We start from the raw sequence: 16013 nt of genomic DNA on the forward strand, positions 1-16013 counted from the left end.
AGTATTGTCTAGACGAAACTTAGATGGGAGAGCTTTTGCGGCAATGATTCTGGCGGGGGCTGAGACATTGTCTCAAAACGCGTCCGCGGTGGATGCGCTGAACGTGTTTCCCGTGCCTGACGGCGATACCGGAACAAATATGAATTTATCGATGTCATCCGGTGCAAGAGAGGTAGAGCACATTGACTCACCCGACATCGGCAAAGTCGGCATCGCCCTGTCAAAAGGCCTGCTTATGGGGGCGAGAGGAAACTCAGGGGTGATCTTGTCCCAATTGTTCAGAGGTTTCACAAAGAGCATTGAAAACAAAAACCAAATAGACGCCCAAGAATTTGCCGCAGCACTCCAAGCGGGAGTGGATATGGCATATAAGGCGGTCATGAAACCGGTTGAAGGAACGATTTTAACCGTGGCCAAGGATGCGGCTAAAAAAGCGGTCGCCTCGGCCAAAGAAGAAACCGATATTATTTCGGTCATGGAGGCCGTTATTGAAGAAGCGGAAGCGTCGCTGAACCGCACGCCGGATCTGCTTCCTGTTTTAAAGGACGTCGGTGTCGTTGACAGCGGCGGAAAAGGTCTGCTTTGTGTATATGAAGGCTTTTTGGCTGCTTTAAAAGGAGAGGCCGTACCGAAAAAAGCGGTTCTTCCGGCACTCGATGATATGGTGAATGCCGAGCATCATAAAAGCGCGCAGAGCATGCTGAGTACAGAAGACATTGAATTCGGATTTTGTACGGAAGTGATGGTGAGGCTGGATCAAGATAAACGGACGTTCAAGGAAGAGACGTTCAGAAACGAACTGAGCCGTTTCGGCGATTCATTGCTGGTCGTGGCTGATGATACGCTTGCGAAAGTTCATATTCATGCCGAAGAACCAGGGAACGTACTCAATCTCGCACAGCGTTACGGCGATTTGATTAAAATTAAAATTGAAAACATGAGGGAACAGCATACTTCAATCATCAGCCAAGAACATGATGAAAAAAAGCCGGCCGGCGTTATGAAAGAAGCCCGCAAGCCTTTTGGCATCGTGACTGTGGCAATGGGAGAGGGCATTTCTGAATTGTTTACGAGCATCGGCGCTTCACACGTAATCGAAGGCGGCCAGACAATGAATCCGAGCACGGAAGATATTGTTGAAGCCGTTCAGTCTGTCAATGCGGAGACGGTTTTCATTCTTCCGAACAATTCCAATATTGTGATGGCTGCCAATCAGGCGGCGAGCGTGGCTGAAGAAAATGTCATTGTCATTCCGGCAAAAACGGTCCCTCAAGGCATGACCGCCCTGCTTGCGTTTAACCCTGACCAGCCGGCTGATGTAAATAAAGCCAATATGCTTGAGGCCATCCGGAATGTGAAAAGCGGACAGGTGACATATTCAGTCAGAGACACCCATATCGACGGCAAAGATATTAAAAAAGGTGATTTTATCGGCATTTTAAACAGTTCAATTATCGGCAGCGCCGAAGATCGGATTAGTGCGGCGAAATTGCTGCTGGATGAAATGATCGGGGATGAAGATGAAATCGTCACCATCCTGTACGGAGAGGACGCGACGGAAGAAGAAGCTGAGAAACTCGCTGAGTATATTGCAAGCGTCTGTGAAGATATCGAGGTTGAAATCCATAACGGCAGACAGCCTCTGTATCCATATATATTTGCGGCAGAATAGAAGGGCTTATCAGGCCCTTCTATTCTTATGCCTTTATTTACCTGCGGCAGTGCGGCAGTGTGCCTGCTTGCCAATTGAGAAATGTTCAATTAGTCTAAAGAAAAGCGCTGAATGAAGTGATGTTAAGGAGGAGCAAACCAGCATGAAGTATAGAAGCGTTTTTGATATTATCGGCCCGGTAATGATCGGTCCGTCCAGTTCACATACCGCAGGCGCCGCCCGGATCGGCAGAGTGGCCAGAAGCTTATTCAGGCGAGAGCCCCGCCGGATCGTTGTGTCTTTTTACGGTTCATTTGCGGAGACGTATAAGGGTCACGGCACTGATGTCGCGATTATCGGCGGCCTGCTTGATTTTGATACATTTGATGAGCGGATTAAAACAGCGATTCAAATTGCGGAAGAGAAGGGCATATATGTAGAGTTCCGTACAGAGGATGCCGTGCCCGTTCATCCGAATACAGCGCGCATCGTCATTTCTGATGATGAGGGAGAGCTTGCCCTTACCGGTATTTCCATCGGCGGCGGAAAAATAGAAATCACGGAGCTCAACGGTTTTGAGCTGCGTCTGTCCGGAAACCATCCGGCTATTTTAGTCGTTCACAATGATAAATTCGGCACGATTGCAGGCGTTGCCAATGTGCTTGCGAAATTCTCCATCAACGTCGGACATATGGAAGTGGCGCGTAAGGACGTCGGCCAGCTTGCGCTGATGACGATTGAGGTCGATCAGAATATTGAAGAAGAAGTGCTTGACGAGCTTTCAACACTTCCTAATATTATACAGGTTACTAAGATAGCTGACTAAAAAGTCAGGAGGAAAATGACATGTTTCGTAATGTAAAAGAATTAATAGAAATCACTCAAGAAAAACAAATTCCGATTTCGGAAGTGATGATCACCCAAGAGATGGAAGTGACGCAAAAAACGCGGGAAGAAATCTTTCAAGGAATGGAGCGCAATCTCTCCGTCATGGAAGCAGCTGTTGAAAAAGGGCTGAAGGGCGTCACGAGTCAGACCGGTTTAACAGGCGGAGATGCCGTGAAACTTCAGGCATACATCCAATCGGGAAGAAGCCTGTCGGGCAATCTGATTTTAGACGCCGTTTCTAAAGCTGTGGCGACAAATGAAGTCAATGCGGCGATGGGAACGATCTGCGCTACACCGACCGCCGGCTCTGCCGGGGTCGTGCCGGGAACGTTATTCGCCGTAAAGCATAAGCTGCACCCTACGACAGAACAAATGATCCGTTTTCTGTTTACAGCCGGCGCGTTCGGTTTTGTCGTAGCAAATAATGCGAGTATTTCAGGAGCGGCAGGAGGCTGTCAGGCGGAAGTCGGGTCAGCATCAGGCATGGCAGCGGCTGCGATTGTGGAAATGGCGGGCGGAACGCCTCAGCAATCAGCGGAAGCAATGGCGATTACACTGAAAAATATGCTCGGTCTCGTATGTGACCCGGTCGCCGGATTGGTAGAAGTGCCGTGTGTCAAACGAAACGCAATGGGAGCATCCAACGCAATGATCGCGGCGGATATGGCGCTGGCCGGGATTACAAGCCGCATTCCTTGCGATGAGGTGATTGACGCGATGTACAAAATCGGCCAGACAATGCCGACAGCACTGCGTGAAACGGGACAAGGCGGTTTAGCCGCGACACCGACGGGAAGAGAATTAGAGAAAAAAATTTTCGGAGGAGCGCTGAAATCAAGTGACACACCATCAGCAAACTAGTATAGCGGAAATTAAGGGCATTGGGCCGGAAACAGAAAAAACATTGCACGAACTTGGTATCTATGACATTTCTGATCTTCTGAATTATTTCCCTTACCGTTATGATGACTATGAGCTGAGGGATTTAGAAGAAGTAAAACATGAAGAAAGAGTGACGGTAGAAGGGAAGGTTCATTCAGAACCTTCTCTTACCTATTACGGCAAAAAACGAAACAGGCTGACATTCAGGGTGCTTGTCGGCAATTATTTAATTACCGCGGTCTGCTTTAACCGTCCCTACTTAAAAAAGAAACTGACGTTAGGTTCTGTCGTCACGATATCAGGGAAATGGGATAAACACAGACAGACCGTTTCCGTGCAGGAATTAAAAAACGGTCCTCATCAAGAAGATAAAAGCATTGAGCCTGTTTATTCTGTTAAAGAAAACGTCACCGTAAAAATGATGAGACGGTTTATTAAGGAAGCGCTGCAGCATCATTTGGACAGTGCGGCCGATCCGCTTCCTGAAAAATTGAGAATCCGCTACAAGCTGCCTGATTACAAACATGCCCTGCAGACGATGCATCAGCCTGAAACGAGGGAATCGTTACAGCAGGCAAGACGCCGGTTTGTTTACGAGGAATTCTTATTATTTCAGCTGAAAATGCAGGCGTTCCGTAAAGCGGAAAGGGAACAGTCAAAAGGCATCAGCCATGTGTTTCCTGCTGAAAAGCTCGCCGCTTTCACAGACAGCCTGCCGTTTTCGCTCACGACCGCACAGACGCGTGTGCTTCGGGAAATTACCGCTGATATGACATCCCCTTACCGAATGAACCGTCTGCTGCAAGGTGATGTCGGATCAGGGAAAACGGCCGTCGCCGCCATCGCTTTGTACGCTGCGATTTTGTCGGGGTATCAGGGGGCATTAATGGTGCCGACTGAAATTCTGGCCGAACAGCATGCGGATTCTCTCGTATCGTTGTTTGCAAATGAAGATGTAAATATCGCGCTTTTGACGAGTTCTGTCAAAGGAAAGCGGCGCAGGGAGCTTTTGGAGCGGCTTGCTCTCGGAGAGATTGATATTTTAGTAGGGACCCATGCTTTAATCCAGGATGAAGTGGAATTCAAAGCGCTGAGCCTTGTTATTACGGACGAGCAGCACCGGTTCGGGGTCGAACAGCGCAAAAAACTCAAGAATAAAGGTCAGGATCCGGATGTGCTGTTTATGACAGCTACTCCGATTCCGAGAACGCTGGCCATTACCGTCTTCGGAGAAATGGATGTTTCCGTGATAGATGAAATGCCCGCGGGGCGAAAACAAATCGAAACGTATTGGGTGAAACACGACATGCTGGAGCGGATTTTGGCTTTTATAGAAAAAGAGCTGAAGCAGGGAAGGCAAGCCTATGTTATCTGCCCGCTCATTGAAGAGTCGGATAAACTGGATGTACAGAATGCGATTGACGTATATAACATGCTGTCTGACGTTTACCGCGGTAAATGGAATGTCGGCCTGATGCACGGGAAGCTCCATTCTGATGAAAAAGATCAGGTGATGAGAGAATTCAGCGCCAATCAATGTCAGGTACTTGTATCAACAACCGTCGTAGAAGTCGGGGTGAACGTGCCGAATGCGACGATTATGGTCATCTATGACGCCGACCGTTTCGGATTATCTCAGCTCCATCAGCTCCGCGGCCGGGTCGGGCGGGGAGACCACCAATCTTTCTGCATCTTGATGGCAGATCCGAAATCCGAAACCGGGAAGGAACGGATGAGAATCATGTCGGAGACAAACGACGGCTTCGAGCTGTCTGAAAAGGACCTTGAACTGCGCGGCCCCGGTGATTTCTTCGGAAAAAAACAGAGCGGTATGCCCGAGTTCAAGGTGGCGGATATGGTTCATGACTACAGAGCTTTGGAAACGGCCCGCCAGGATGCGGCCAATCTGGTGTCTTCAGAGGCTTTTTGGAAAGATGACGAATACCGCATGCTGCGCGGTCAATTACTTTCAAGCGGCGTCCTGGAAGGGGAGAAGTTAAGCTGATTCTGCAAAATTTGGCGGCTTTCAAAAAACAATCATTGCATTCCAAACTATGAGATTATATACTACTATTAGTACCTAGTCTTAATTGTCCGGATGGTGTTTACAGATGAGAAGAAGCAAGAAAGAACGCCAAAAATTATTGCAGCAGACTATCAAATCGACACCCTTCATCACAGATGAAGAATTAGCGGGGAAATTCGGCGTCAGCATTCAGACGATCCGTTTAGACCGCTTAGAGCTCTCAATACCGGAGCTGAGGGAAAGAATTAAAAACGTGGCAGAACAAACGCTTGATGATGAAGTGAAATCACTGTCTTTAGACGAAGTGATCGGTGAAATTATTGATCTGGAGCTTGACGGCCAGGCCATTTCCATATTAGAAGTAAGACGCGAACATGTCTTCAGCCGCAATCAAATTGCGCGGGGGCATCATTTGTTTGCGCAGGCGAACTCACTCGCCGTAGCCGTCATTGATGATGAGCTGGCGCTGACCGCAAGCGCAAATATCCGCTTTACAAGACAGGTGAAAGAAGGCGAGCGCGTCGTTGCGAAAGCCAAAGTGACGGCAGTCGAAAAAGAAAAAGGCAGAACGGTAGTTGAAGTCAACAGCTATGTGGGAGAAGAAGTCGTGTTCTCCGGCAGCTTTGACATGTACCGTTCAAAACAATCATAAAGGTGGAGCATGCATGAGAATAGCTGTAGATGCAATGGGGGGCGACAACGCACCCAAAGCTGTTATTGACGGAGTAATGAAGAGTATTGAGGCATTTGACGATCTTCATATTACGCTGGTCGGTGACAAGACAACGATAGAATCACACTTGCCAACAACATCAGACCGCATCACTGTGTTGCACGCCGATGAAGTGATTGAACCGACGGATGAACCGGTCCGCGCCGTACGCAGAAAGAAAAACTCTTCTATGGTGCTGATGGCGCAGGAAGTGGCTGAAAACAGAGCGGACGCCTGCATCTCAGCGGGGAATACGGGTGCACTCATGACAGCGGGACTGTTTATCGTCGGCAGAATTAAAGGAATCGACCGGCCTGCGCTTGCGCCGACGCTTCCGACCGTTTCAGGCGACGGTTTCCTTCTTTTGGACGTGGGAGCCAATGTCGATGCCAAACCGGAGCATCTCGTCCAGTACGGAATTATGGGATCTGTATATGCCCGGCAGGTTCTCGGAATCAGCTCGCCCCGCGTCGGCTTGTTAAATGTCGGCACGGAAGAAAAGAAGGGAAACGACCTGACAAAAAAGACGTTTGAATTATTAAAAGAAACAAACGTGAATTTTGTCGGAAACGTTGAGGCGAGAGACTTGCTCGAAGGAGCTGCTGACGTCATCGTCACAGACGGCTTTACGGGCAACGTCACGTTGAAAACATTGGAAGGTTCAGCGTTATCGATTTTCAAAATGCTGAAAGATACACTGACTTCAAGTTTTGTTTCTAAGCTCGCAGCTGGAGTGCTGAAGCCGAAGCTGATGGAAATGAAACTGAAAATGGACTATTCTGAGTACGGCGGGGCGAGTCTTTTCGGTTTGAAAGCGCCCGTCGTTAAAGCGCACGGCTCTTCTGACGCACGCGCTGTTTACCATGCGCTGCGCCAGGCGAGAGAAATGGTCAGCCAAAACGTGGCCGCATTTATAGAAGAAGAAGTAAAAGAAGAAAAAACAGATGAGTAGTCTGGAGGTTACCGCATCATGAGTAAGATTGCATTTTTATTTCCCGGACAGGGATCACAATATATCGGTATGGGAAAAGACCTGTACGAACGCGAAGAAGCGTCAAAACGTATTTTTGATGAAGCGGATGAAACGCTTGAAACAAAGCTGAGCTCGCTCATTTTTGAAGGTGACGCCGAAGAATTAACCCTTACATACAATGCGCAGCCTGCGCTGTTGACAACGAGCATCGCCGTATTGGAAAAGTTTAAAGAATCCGGTATCACCCCTGATTTCACCGCCGGACACAGCCTCGGAGAATATTCGGCGCTTGTTGCGGCGGGAGCGATGACATTTAAAGATGCCGTTTACACGGTAAGAAAACGGGGAGAATTCATGAATGAAGCCGTGCCGGCCGGAGAAGGCGCCATGGCCGCTATTCTCGGCATGGATGCGGAGTCATTGAAAAAGGTGACGGATCAAGTGACGGAAAACGGTCATCTCGTACAGCTTGCAAACTTGAACTGCCCCGGCCAGATCGTAATTTCCGGAACGGCAAAAGGCGTGGAGCTGGCTTCAGAGGAAGCGAAAAACAACGGAGCAAAACGGGCAATCCCATTAGAAGTAAGCGGACCGTTCCATTCTGAATTAATGAAGCCGGCAGCGCAAAAACTCGAGGAGGTGCTCAGCGCCTGTGAGTTAAAAAATGCGGCTGTTCCCGTGATTTCAAACGTTTCGGCTGACGTTATGACAGAAAAAGACGATATCAAGAAAAAACTGATCGAACAGCTGTACTCACCTGTTCGCTTTGAAGAAACCATTAACAAACTGATTGACGAAGGCGTCACGACGTTTGTTGAAATCGGGCCGGGAAAAGTGCTTTCAGGCCTTGTGAAAAAAGTGAACCGCCGCCTTAAAACAATCGCGGTTTCTGACCATGAAACCATCGAACTGGCGATTCAAACGCTGAAGGAGGAGAATCAGGATGCTTAATGAAAAAACAGCAGTGGTAACGGGAGCGTCCCGCGGAATCGGGCGGGCGATCGCGCTTGATCTTGCGAAAAACGGCTGTAACGTAGTAGTCAACTACTCCGGGAATGAAGCGAAAGCGAACGAAGTCGTAGATGAAATCAAATCTTTGGGCCGAAACGCGATCGCGGTAAAAGCCGATGTATCAAATTCCGAAGAAGTACAAAACATGATGAAAGAGGCTGTCGCTGCATTTTCTTCAATCGACATTCTCGTGAACAATGCGGGGATCACAAAAGACAATCTTCTGATGAGAATGAAAGAAAATGAATGGGATGATGTCATTAACATTAACCTAAAAGGTGTATTCAACTGCACGAAAGCCGTGACAAGACAGATGATGAAACAGCGCTCCGGCCGGATTATCAACGTATCATCAATCGTCGGCGTCAGCGGAAACCCCGGCCAGGCAAACTATGTGGCGGCAAAAGCCGGTGTAATCGGCTTAACGAAGTCATCAGCCAAAGAGCTTGCGAGCCGAAATATTACGGTTAATGCCATTGCTCCGGGCTTTATTTCCACGGATATGACGGACAAGCTTTCTAAAGAAGTCCAAGATGAAATGCTGAAGCAGATTCCGCTCGCGCGTTTCGGTGATCCTTCCGATATCAGCAGCGTTGTTACGTTCCTTGCTTCTGAAGGATCGCGTTATATGACGGGCCAAACCCTTCATATTGACGGCGGAATGGTGATGTAAAGATTTGTTTTTAAAATTTCATCCTAGTTTCTCTAGTTTTTTAAAAACGAATCCTCTATAATACTTGAGGGGAGGTGAATTGCTATGGCAGATACATTAGAGCGTGTAACGAAAATCATCGTAGACCGCCTTGGCGTTGATGAAGCTGACGTCAAACTTGAAGCTTCTTTCAAGGAAGACTTAGGTGCTGATTCCCTAGATGTAGTTGAGCTTGTTATGGAACTTGAAGACGAGTTTGATATGGAGATTTCTGACGAAGATGCTGAAAAGATTGCAACAGTCGGCGACGCTGTGAACTACATACAAAACCAGCAATAAGCTGATGCTAAAAGTCCCGCCTGACAGCGGGGCTTTAGCCCTTTAATCGTTCGGTTACCGGCGTCTGACGCTGTACGCGCTGCCGATTCCGTTTACGGCGGGGAGCGCGGTGAACCTGATGTGCCTATGGAGGTTACTATGTCAAAACACTCACATTTTAAAGATAAAAAAAAGTTCTATAAAAAAATAGAGCAATTTAAAGAGTTCCAAGAACGGATTTCGGTTCATTTTCAAAACGAGAAACTTTTGTATCAAGCATTTACACATTCATCTTATGTGAATGAGCATCGGAAAAAGCCGTATGAAGACAATGAAAGGCTTGAATTTTTAGGTGACGCTGTTTTGGAACTGACGATCTCCCAATTCTTATTTGCCAAATATCCGGCCATGAGTGAAGGAGATTTGACGAAGCTGAGAGCCGCTATCGTATGCGAGCCGTCACTCGTCTCACTTGCCCATGAATTGTCATTCGGCGATCTTGTTCTCTTGGGAAAAGGAGAAGAAATGACGGGCGGCAGAAAGCGTCCTGCGCTTTTAGCGGATGTGTTTGAAGCGTTTATCGGCGCACTGTATCTGGATCAGGGCCTTGACCCGGTTCAGCAATTCCTGAAAGTGTACGTGTTCCCTAAAATAAACGATGGTGCTTTTTCTCATGTGATGGATTTCAAAAGCCAGCTTCAAGAATTTGTACAGCGGGACGGAAAAGGATCGCTTGAGTACAAAATTCTCAATGAAAAAGGGCCTGCCCACAACCGGGAATTCGAGGCGCTTGTCTCCCTTAAAGGTGAGGCGCTCGGTATCGGGAACGGACGTTCCAAAAAAGAAGCCGAGCAGCATGCGGCACAGGAAGCTCTTGCAAAAATGCAAAAACATCATACGAAACAATAAAATCCCCCTGTTTCCCTAGGGGGATTTCAGTATGTCTGCGCCTGATATAAGCGGGTGATTATGATAATATTGAGATACTTATACGATAAGGAGGATCTGGGATGTTCCTCAAACGTTTAGACGTTATAGGATTTAAATCATTTGCAGAACGGATATCCGTTGACTTTGTAAAAGGCGTCACGGCCGTTGTCGGTCCGAACGGCAGCGGGAAGAGCAACATTACCGAAGCCATCCGCTGGGTGCTCGGCGAACAATCAGCCCGCTCGCTTCGGGGCGGAAAAATGGAAGATATCATTTTTGCGGGAAGTGATTCGCGCAAGCGGCTGAACCTTGCCGAAGTCACGTTAACGCTTGATAATGAAGATCATTTTCTTCCGATCGATTACCACGAAGTCAGCGTGACGAGACGGGTGTACCGTTCCGGAGAGAGTGAATTTCTCATCAACAATCAGCAGTGCCGTTTGAAAGACATCATTGACTTATTTATGGACTCCGGGCTCGGAAAAGAAGCATTCTCTATTATCAGCCAGGGGAAAGTCGAAGAGATTCTCAGCAGCAAAGCGGAAGACCGCCGCAGTATTTTTGAAGAAGCGGCCGGCGTGCTGAAATATAAAACAAGAAAGAAAAAAGCGGAAAACAAACTGTTTGAGACGCAGGATAACTTAAACAGGGTGGAAGATATTCTCCATGAGCTTGAAGATCAGGTCGAACCGCTGAAAATCCAGGCATCAATCGCCAAAGACTACTTAGAAAAAAAGAAAGAGCTTGAGCATGTCGAAATTGCCCTTACCGCCTTTGACATCGAACAACTGCATGGCAGATGGTCGGGTTTAAAAGACAAGGTGCAGGCTGCTAAAGAAGAAGAATTGGCGGAATCATCGGCTCTATCCGCAAAAGAAGCGATGATAGAAGAGACGAGAGATAAAATCCACGCGCTTGATGAATCCGTCAACGAACTGCAGCAGGTTCTGCTCGTGACAAGTGAAGAGCTGGAAAAGCTGGAAGGCCGGAAAGAAGTGCTGAAAGAGCGCAAAAAAAATGCCGCGCAAAACCGGGAACAGCTTGAGGAATCCGTTACACATTACACGAACAAAGAAGCCGAACTGAAAGCCGACATTGAAAAACAGTCTGCCGTCTATGATAAGCTGCGTGCGGAAGTGAAGCGGTTAAACGCCCAAGTGAAAGAAAAGCAGCAGGCTCTCAGTCTGCATAATGAAAATGTAGATGAGAAAATCGAACAATTAAAAAGCGATTACTTTGAATTGTTAAACAGCCAGGCGTCGATTCGCAACGAGCTGCAGCTTTTAGATGACCAGATGTCCCAATCCGCGGTCCAGCAGGCGAGACTGACAGCAAACAATGAAAAATATCTTGAAGAACGTAACGATATTGCAGTCCGCAAAGCGGCGTGCGAAGAAGAATTGGCTGCCGTTGAAGAGGATATTCACAATCAGGTCGTCCGCTTTCGCGAAGTCCAGACAGCATATGAACAGAAAAAACGCCAATATGAAAAGAAAGAATCTGCGCTGTATCAGGCATATCAATTCGTCCAGCAGGCCAGATCCAAAAAAGATATGCTTGAAACGATGCAAGGCGATTTTTCAGGATTTTACCAAGGCGTAAAAGAAGTGCTGAAGCAGAAAGAGAAGCTTGGCGGCATCCGCGGCGCCGTTCTCGAACTGATTGCCACCGAACAAAAGTATGAAACGGCGATCGAGATTGCACTCGGCGCAGCGGCGCAGCACGTTGTCACAGACGACGAGCAGGCGGCGCGGAAAGCGATTCAATATTTAAAACAGAATTCATTCGGCCGCGCGACGTTCCTGCCGCTTACGGTTATGAAACCGCGCCAGCTCCAAACCCGTGATGAACAGACGGCTCAGAAGCATCCGTCTTTCCTCGGCACAGCGAGCGGGCTTGTCACATATGATGCCGCGTATCGGAATGTCATTCAAAACCTTCTCGGCACCGTGCTGATCACTGAAGATTTAAAAGGCGCGAATGAACTGGCCAAGCTTCTCGGGCACCGCTACCGCATCGTGACGCTTGAGGGCGATGTCGTCAATCCAGGCGGATCAATGACAGGCGGCGCGGTCAAAAAGAAAAACAATTCTCTGCTCGGCAGAAGCCGTGAGCTTGAGACGGTGACTGCGCGGCTTGCCGAAATGGAAGAAAAAACAGCTCTGCTCGAAAAAGAGGTCAAAACGCTGAAGCAGGCCATTCAAGAGCTTGAACATACGCTGAGCGGTCTCCGTGAAGACGGTGAAGCTTTCAGAACAAAGCAGCAGGATGTAAAAGGCAGGCTGTATGAACTCGAAGTCGCTGAAAAGAACATCAATACCCATCTGGAGCTTTACGATCAGGAGAAAGCATCACTGACCGAAAGCAGCCGGGAAAAAGAGACGCGCAAATCAGCTCTGGAAGAACAGCTGAGTGAGGCATCCGGCCAGCTGAAAGAGCTTGAGGAAGAGATGGAAAGGCTGACAAAACAAAAGCAAACCCTATCCTCAACAAAAGAAACGCTCTCTCATGAACTGACGGAATGTAAAGTGGCTGCTGCGAAAAAAGAACAGGCGTGCTCGAGTGAGGAAGACAACCTCAAACGGCTGAAAAAAGAGCTTGAAGAAACGCAGCTCGCTCTGAAAGAAACACGGGAAGATTTAAGCCTCCTGACCTCAGAGATGACGTCCAGCACAAGCGGTGAGGAGCAGCTTGAAGAAGCAGCCCATCACAAGCTTCACGATAAAACGAGAACGATCGAATTGATCGCCAGCCGGCGCGACCAGCGTGTGAAGCTCCAGCGGGCTCTTGATACGAACGAGCTTGAACTGAAAGAGATGAAGCGTCTGTATAAGCAAAAAACAGACATTCTGAAAGATGAAGAGGTAAAACTCGGCCGGATGGAAGTTGAGCTTGATAATCTCTTGCAGTATTTACGCGAGGAGTACAGCTTATCCTTTGAAGGAGCAAAAGAACAATATCAGCTCGAACTCGAGCCTGAAGAGGCGAGAAAACGGGTCAAACTGATCAAGCTTTCAATTGAAGAGCTCGGAACGGTCAATCTCGGCAGCATCGATGAATTTGAAAGAGTAAACGAACGGTATCAGTTTTTAACAGAGCAGAAAAATGACCTGACGGAAGCGAAAAATACACTGTTTCAAGTCATTGAAGAAATGGATTCTGAAATGACGAAGCGATTCCATGAAACGTTTATCCAAATCCGTTCTCAATTCAACGACGTGTTCCGTTCTTTATTCGGAGGAGGACGGGCTGAACTGAAGCTGACTGATCCGAATGATCTTCTTAATTCCGGGGTGGACATTATCGCGCAGCCTCCGGGCAAAAAACTGCAAAACTTAAATCTTTTGTCAGGGGGAGAACGGGCGCTGACTGCCATTGCCCTTTTATTCTCCATTCTGAAAGTAAGGCCCGTGCCGTTCTGCGTCCTTGATGAAGTGGAAGCTGCGCTTGATGAAGCCAATGTATTCAGGTTTGCGCAATATTTAAAAAAATACAGCGGCGACAGCCAGTTTATCGTCATCACCCACAGAAAAGGCACCATGGAAGAAGCGGATGTCCTCTACGGTGTTACGATGCAGGAATCCGGCGTTTCCCGAATGGTTTCGGTCAAACTGGAAGAAACAAAAGAATTCGTTCAGTAACGAGGAAAGAGGTTGAAAGATGAGCTTTTTTAAAAAATTAAAAGAGAAAATCACGAAACAGACAGACTCCGTCTCTGAAAAATTTAAAGATGGTCTTGAAAAAACAAGAAATTCCTTCTCAAATAAAGTGAACGAACTCGTCTCCCGCTACCGAAAAGTCGACGAGGATTTCTTCGAAGAGCTTGAGGAAGTGCTGATTGGCGCTGACGTAGGTTTTACAACCGTCATGGAGCTGATTGATGAGCTCAAAAAAGAAGTGAAGCTGAAAAACATCCAGGATCCTCAGGAAGTGCAGTCCGTCATTTCTGAAAAGCTTGTCGACATTTATAACAGCGGCGACGAACAGATTTCTGAATTAAATATTCAGGACGGGCGCCTGAACGTTATTCTGCTTGTCGGGGTAAACGGCGTCGGAAAAACGACAACGATCGGAAAACTTGCCCATAAGCTGAAGAATGAAGGCAAATCCGTTGTGCTCGCTGCCGGAGACACCTTCAGAGCCGGGGCGATTGAACAGCTTGAAGTGTGGGGGGAGCGTACAGGCGTGCCTGTCATTAAACAGGCTGCCGGAAGCGACCCTGCTGCGGTTATTTATGATGCCGTACACGCGGCTAAAGCAAGAGGAGCGGATGTGCTGATTTGTGATACGGCCGGCCGCCTTCAGAATAAAGTAAACTTAATGAAAGAGCTTGAAAAAGTCAAACGCGTCATCGAACGCGAAGTGCCTGAGGCTCCGCATGAGGTTCTCCTTGCGCTGGACGCGACGACAGGCCAAAATGCGATGGCGCAGGCGAAAGAATTCTCCAAAGCGACGAATGTGACGGGTATCGCGTTAACGAAGCTTGACGGCACCGCTAAAGGCGGTATCGTCCTGGCGATCCGCAATGAGCTTCACATCCCCGTGAAACTGGTCGGCCTCGGAGAAAAGGTTGACGATCTCCAGCGGTTTGATGCAGAATCTTACGTATACGGTCTCTTTTCTGATTTAGTTGAAAAAGCCGAGGATTAATGAATAAAAAACGAGTATAAAATGGACGGTTTTATACTCGTTTTTTTATACGCATTGATAGATCGGAATGGAGGGGGCAATTGTTGGACAAATGGCTGAAAGCTGAATTGGAAAGTAAGGTCGGAGCGATAAACCATATGTCGCTGCTGGATGAACAGGGAGGCACTTCAACCGTTCGAAAAATAGTGGCCGGCCAAGACGCATTTCTGCTGAAAAGTTCTTTTCAACAGAAGTATCGGGAATGGTTAATGAGAGAAGCCTTCGTTTTACAAAAACTGACGGAAACTCGTCGTCTGCCTGTTCCTATTTATTATGGGATGATACAGGAACAGCATGCCAGCCATATCATCATGTCATTTGAGGATGGAATCACCCTGACTTCGGCTTTAAGAAAAGCAAAAGGGGATACTGAAAAGAAAAAGCTGATCAAAAGTTTCGGCCAGTTTCTGCAACGTCTGCATGAAACCGAAATGGTCCCTGGTTTACAGCCGGAATCAGACTGGCTCGATCTGCAAATCAAACGAGCCGGGGAATATGTCAAAAAAGGACAAGCTGAAGGAAGTGCAGAGCTTTTGAAGGAATTGGACAGGTACAGGCCTGTTCCTGTTCAGCAGACAATGATACACGGTGACTGCACGACTGATAATGTGCTGGTGAAAGACGGAGAGGTCTATCTGTTTATCGATGCTGCGGGAATATCGGCGGGAGATCCGCGATATGATGAATCATTAGCGATCAGTCATTTTGTCACAAATGAAGCATGCCTCAATGCTTTTTACGAAGGCTATTGCCGCTATCGTGTATCAAAACAAGAATTCGAGTATTTTAACGACGGTCTATATGAATTTTTTTGAAAAAACTTATTATGTAAAAAGAGCATCATGCTTTGACAAGATAAAAACTTGACACACGCTCTGAAACCATGTAAACTAAGTTTTTGTAAAGGGATTTGACTTAACAAAGGGGAGAGCTCAAATGTCGCTCGAAAAAACGACGAGAATGAACTATTTATTTGACTTCTATCAGTCGTTGCTGACGTCAAAACAAAAGAGCTATATGTCGCTTTATTATCTGGACGATTTCTCCCTTGGTGAAATAGCCGAAGAGTATGACGTTTCAAGGCAAGCCGTTTACGATAACATCAAACGGACTGAAGCGATGCTTGAACAATATGAAGAAAAACTGCTCCTTTTTAAAAAGTTTCAGGAGCGTAAAGAAATGTTTACAAAGCTGAAAGAGCTTGCTTCCGGGTTGCAGGAAGAGGAAAAAATGACGGCTCTGATTGAAGCGCTTGAGAAATTAGATTAGGAGGCGGCAAAC

At 47.4% G+C, this 16013-nt stretch carries 14 protein-coding genes; all 14 read left to right on the plus strand.

Annotated elements, in window-relative coordinates; genetic code table 11:
* The first annotated feature begins 4 nt into the window (after positions 1 to 4).
* The 14 genes from JNUCC21_RS08325 (at position 5) to JNUCC21_RS08390 (ending at position 16001) form a co-directional block, all read left to right on the plus strand.
* On the plus strand, positions 5 to 1672 hold the full coding sequence (locus JNUCC21_RS08325) for a DAK2 domain-containing protein (protein WP_015239841.1): 1668 nt from the start codon (positions 5 to 7) through the stop codon (positions 1670 to 1672).
* A gap of 142 nt (positions 1673 to 1814) precedes the next feature.
* On the plus strand, positions 1815 to 2477 hold the full coding sequence (sdaAB, locus tag JNUCC21_RS08330) for an L-serine ammonia-lyase, iron-sulfur-dependent subunit beta (protein ID WP_003154325.1): 663 nt from the start codon (positions 1815 to 1817) through the stop codon (positions 2475 to 2477).
* A gap of 20 nt (positions 2478 to 2497) precedes the next feature.
* A complete protein-coding gene (sdaAA, locus tag JNUCC21_RS08335; RefSeq protein ID WP_012117539.1) occupies positions 2498 to 3400 on the plus strand; it encodes an L-serine ammonia-lyase, iron-sulfur-dependent, subunit alpha in 903 nt (300 codons plus the stop codon).
* Positions 3378 to 5426, plus strand: a complete 2049-nt coding sequence (gene recG, locus JNUCC21_RS08340) for an ATP-dependent DNA helicase RecG (protein WP_012117540.1) — start codon at positions 3378 to 3380, stop codon at positions 5424 to 5426. Before sdaAA ends, recG begins: the two co-directional genes overlap by 23 nt.
* 106 nt (positions 5427 to 5532) lie before the next feature.
* On the plus strand, positions 5533 to 6099 hold the full coding sequence (gene fapR / locus JNUCC21_RS08345) for a transcription factor FapR (protein WP_003154320.1): 567 nt from the start codon (positions 5533 to 5535) through the stop codon (positions 6097 to 6099).
* 13 nt (positions 6100 to 6112) lie between these two features.
* Positions 6113 to 7111, plus strand: coding sequence for a phosphate acyltransferase PlsX (gene plsX, locus JNUCC21_RS08350; RefSeq protein ID WP_007409758.1), 999 nt, complete (start codon positions 6113 to 6115; stop codon positions 7109 to 7111).
* An 18-nt stretch (positions 7112 to 7129) separates the two neighbouring features.
* The gene (gene fabD / locus JNUCC21_RS08355) at positions 7130 to 8083 is read left to right on the plus strand and encodes an ACP S-malonyltransferase (RefSeq protein ID WP_007409759.1); all 954 of its coding nucleotides are present in this window, start codon (positions 7130 to 7132) and stop codon (positions 8081 to 8083) included.
* Positions 8076 to 8816: a 3-oxoacyl-[acyl-carrier-protein] reductase gene (fabG, locus tag JNUCC21_RS08360; protein WP_003154312.1), complete on the plus strand. Its 741-nt coding sequence runs from the start codon at positions 8076 to 8078 to the stop codon at positions 8814 to 8816. The genes fabD and fabG overlap by 8 nt, the downstream gene beginning before the upstream one ends.
* Positions 8817 to 8900: 84 nt before the next feature.
* Complete coding sequence (gene acpP, locus JNUCC21_RS08365; RefSeq protein WP_003154310.1) at positions 8901 to 9134, plus strand: acyl carrier protein; 234 nt, start codon at positions 8901 to 8903, stop codon at positions 9132 to 9134.
* Between the two features lie 138 nt (positions 9135 to 9272).
* Positions 9273 to 10022: a ribonuclease III gene (gene rncS, locus JNUCC21_RS08370; protein WP_012117543.1), complete on the plus strand. Its 750-nt coding sequence runs from the start codon at positions 9273 to 9275 to the stop codon at positions 10020 to 10022.
* A 101-nt stretch (positions 10023 to 10123) separates the two neighbouring features.
* On the plus strand, positions 10124 to 13684 hold the full coding sequence (gene smc, locus JNUCC21_RS08375) for a chromosome segregation protein SMC (protein WP_039063090.1): 3561 nt from the start codon (positions 10124 to 10126) through the stop codon (positions 13682 to 13684).
* A 19-nt stretch (positions 13685 to 13703) separates the two neighbouring features.
* A complete protein-coding gene (gene ftsY, locus JNUCC21_RS08380; RefSeq protein WP_003154301.1) occupies positions 13704 to 14693 on the plus strand; it encodes a signal recognition particle-docking protein FtsY in 990 nt (329 codons plus the stop codon).
* Between the two features lie 83 nt (positions 14694 to 14776).
* A complete protein-coding gene (locus JNUCC21_RS08385) occupies positions 14777 to 15547 on the plus strand; it encodes a phosphotransferase family protein (RefSeq protein ID WP_072589091.1) in 771 nt (256 codons plus the stop codon).
* 121 nt (positions 15548 to 15668) lie between these two features.
* Positions 15669 to 16001: a putative DNA-binding protein gene (locus JNUCC21_RS08390; RefSeq protein ID WP_003154299.1), complete on the plus strand. Its 333-nt coding sequence runs from the start codon at positions 15669 to 15671 to the stop codon at positions 15999 to 16001.
* The last annotated feature ends 12 nt before the right edge of the window (positions 16002 to 16013 follow it).

This window comes from Bacillus sp. JNUCC-21 (genome assembly GCF_041222765.1).
Classification (GTDB): Bacteria; Bacillota; Bacilli; order Bacillales; family Bacillaceae; genus Bacillus; species Bacillus velezensis.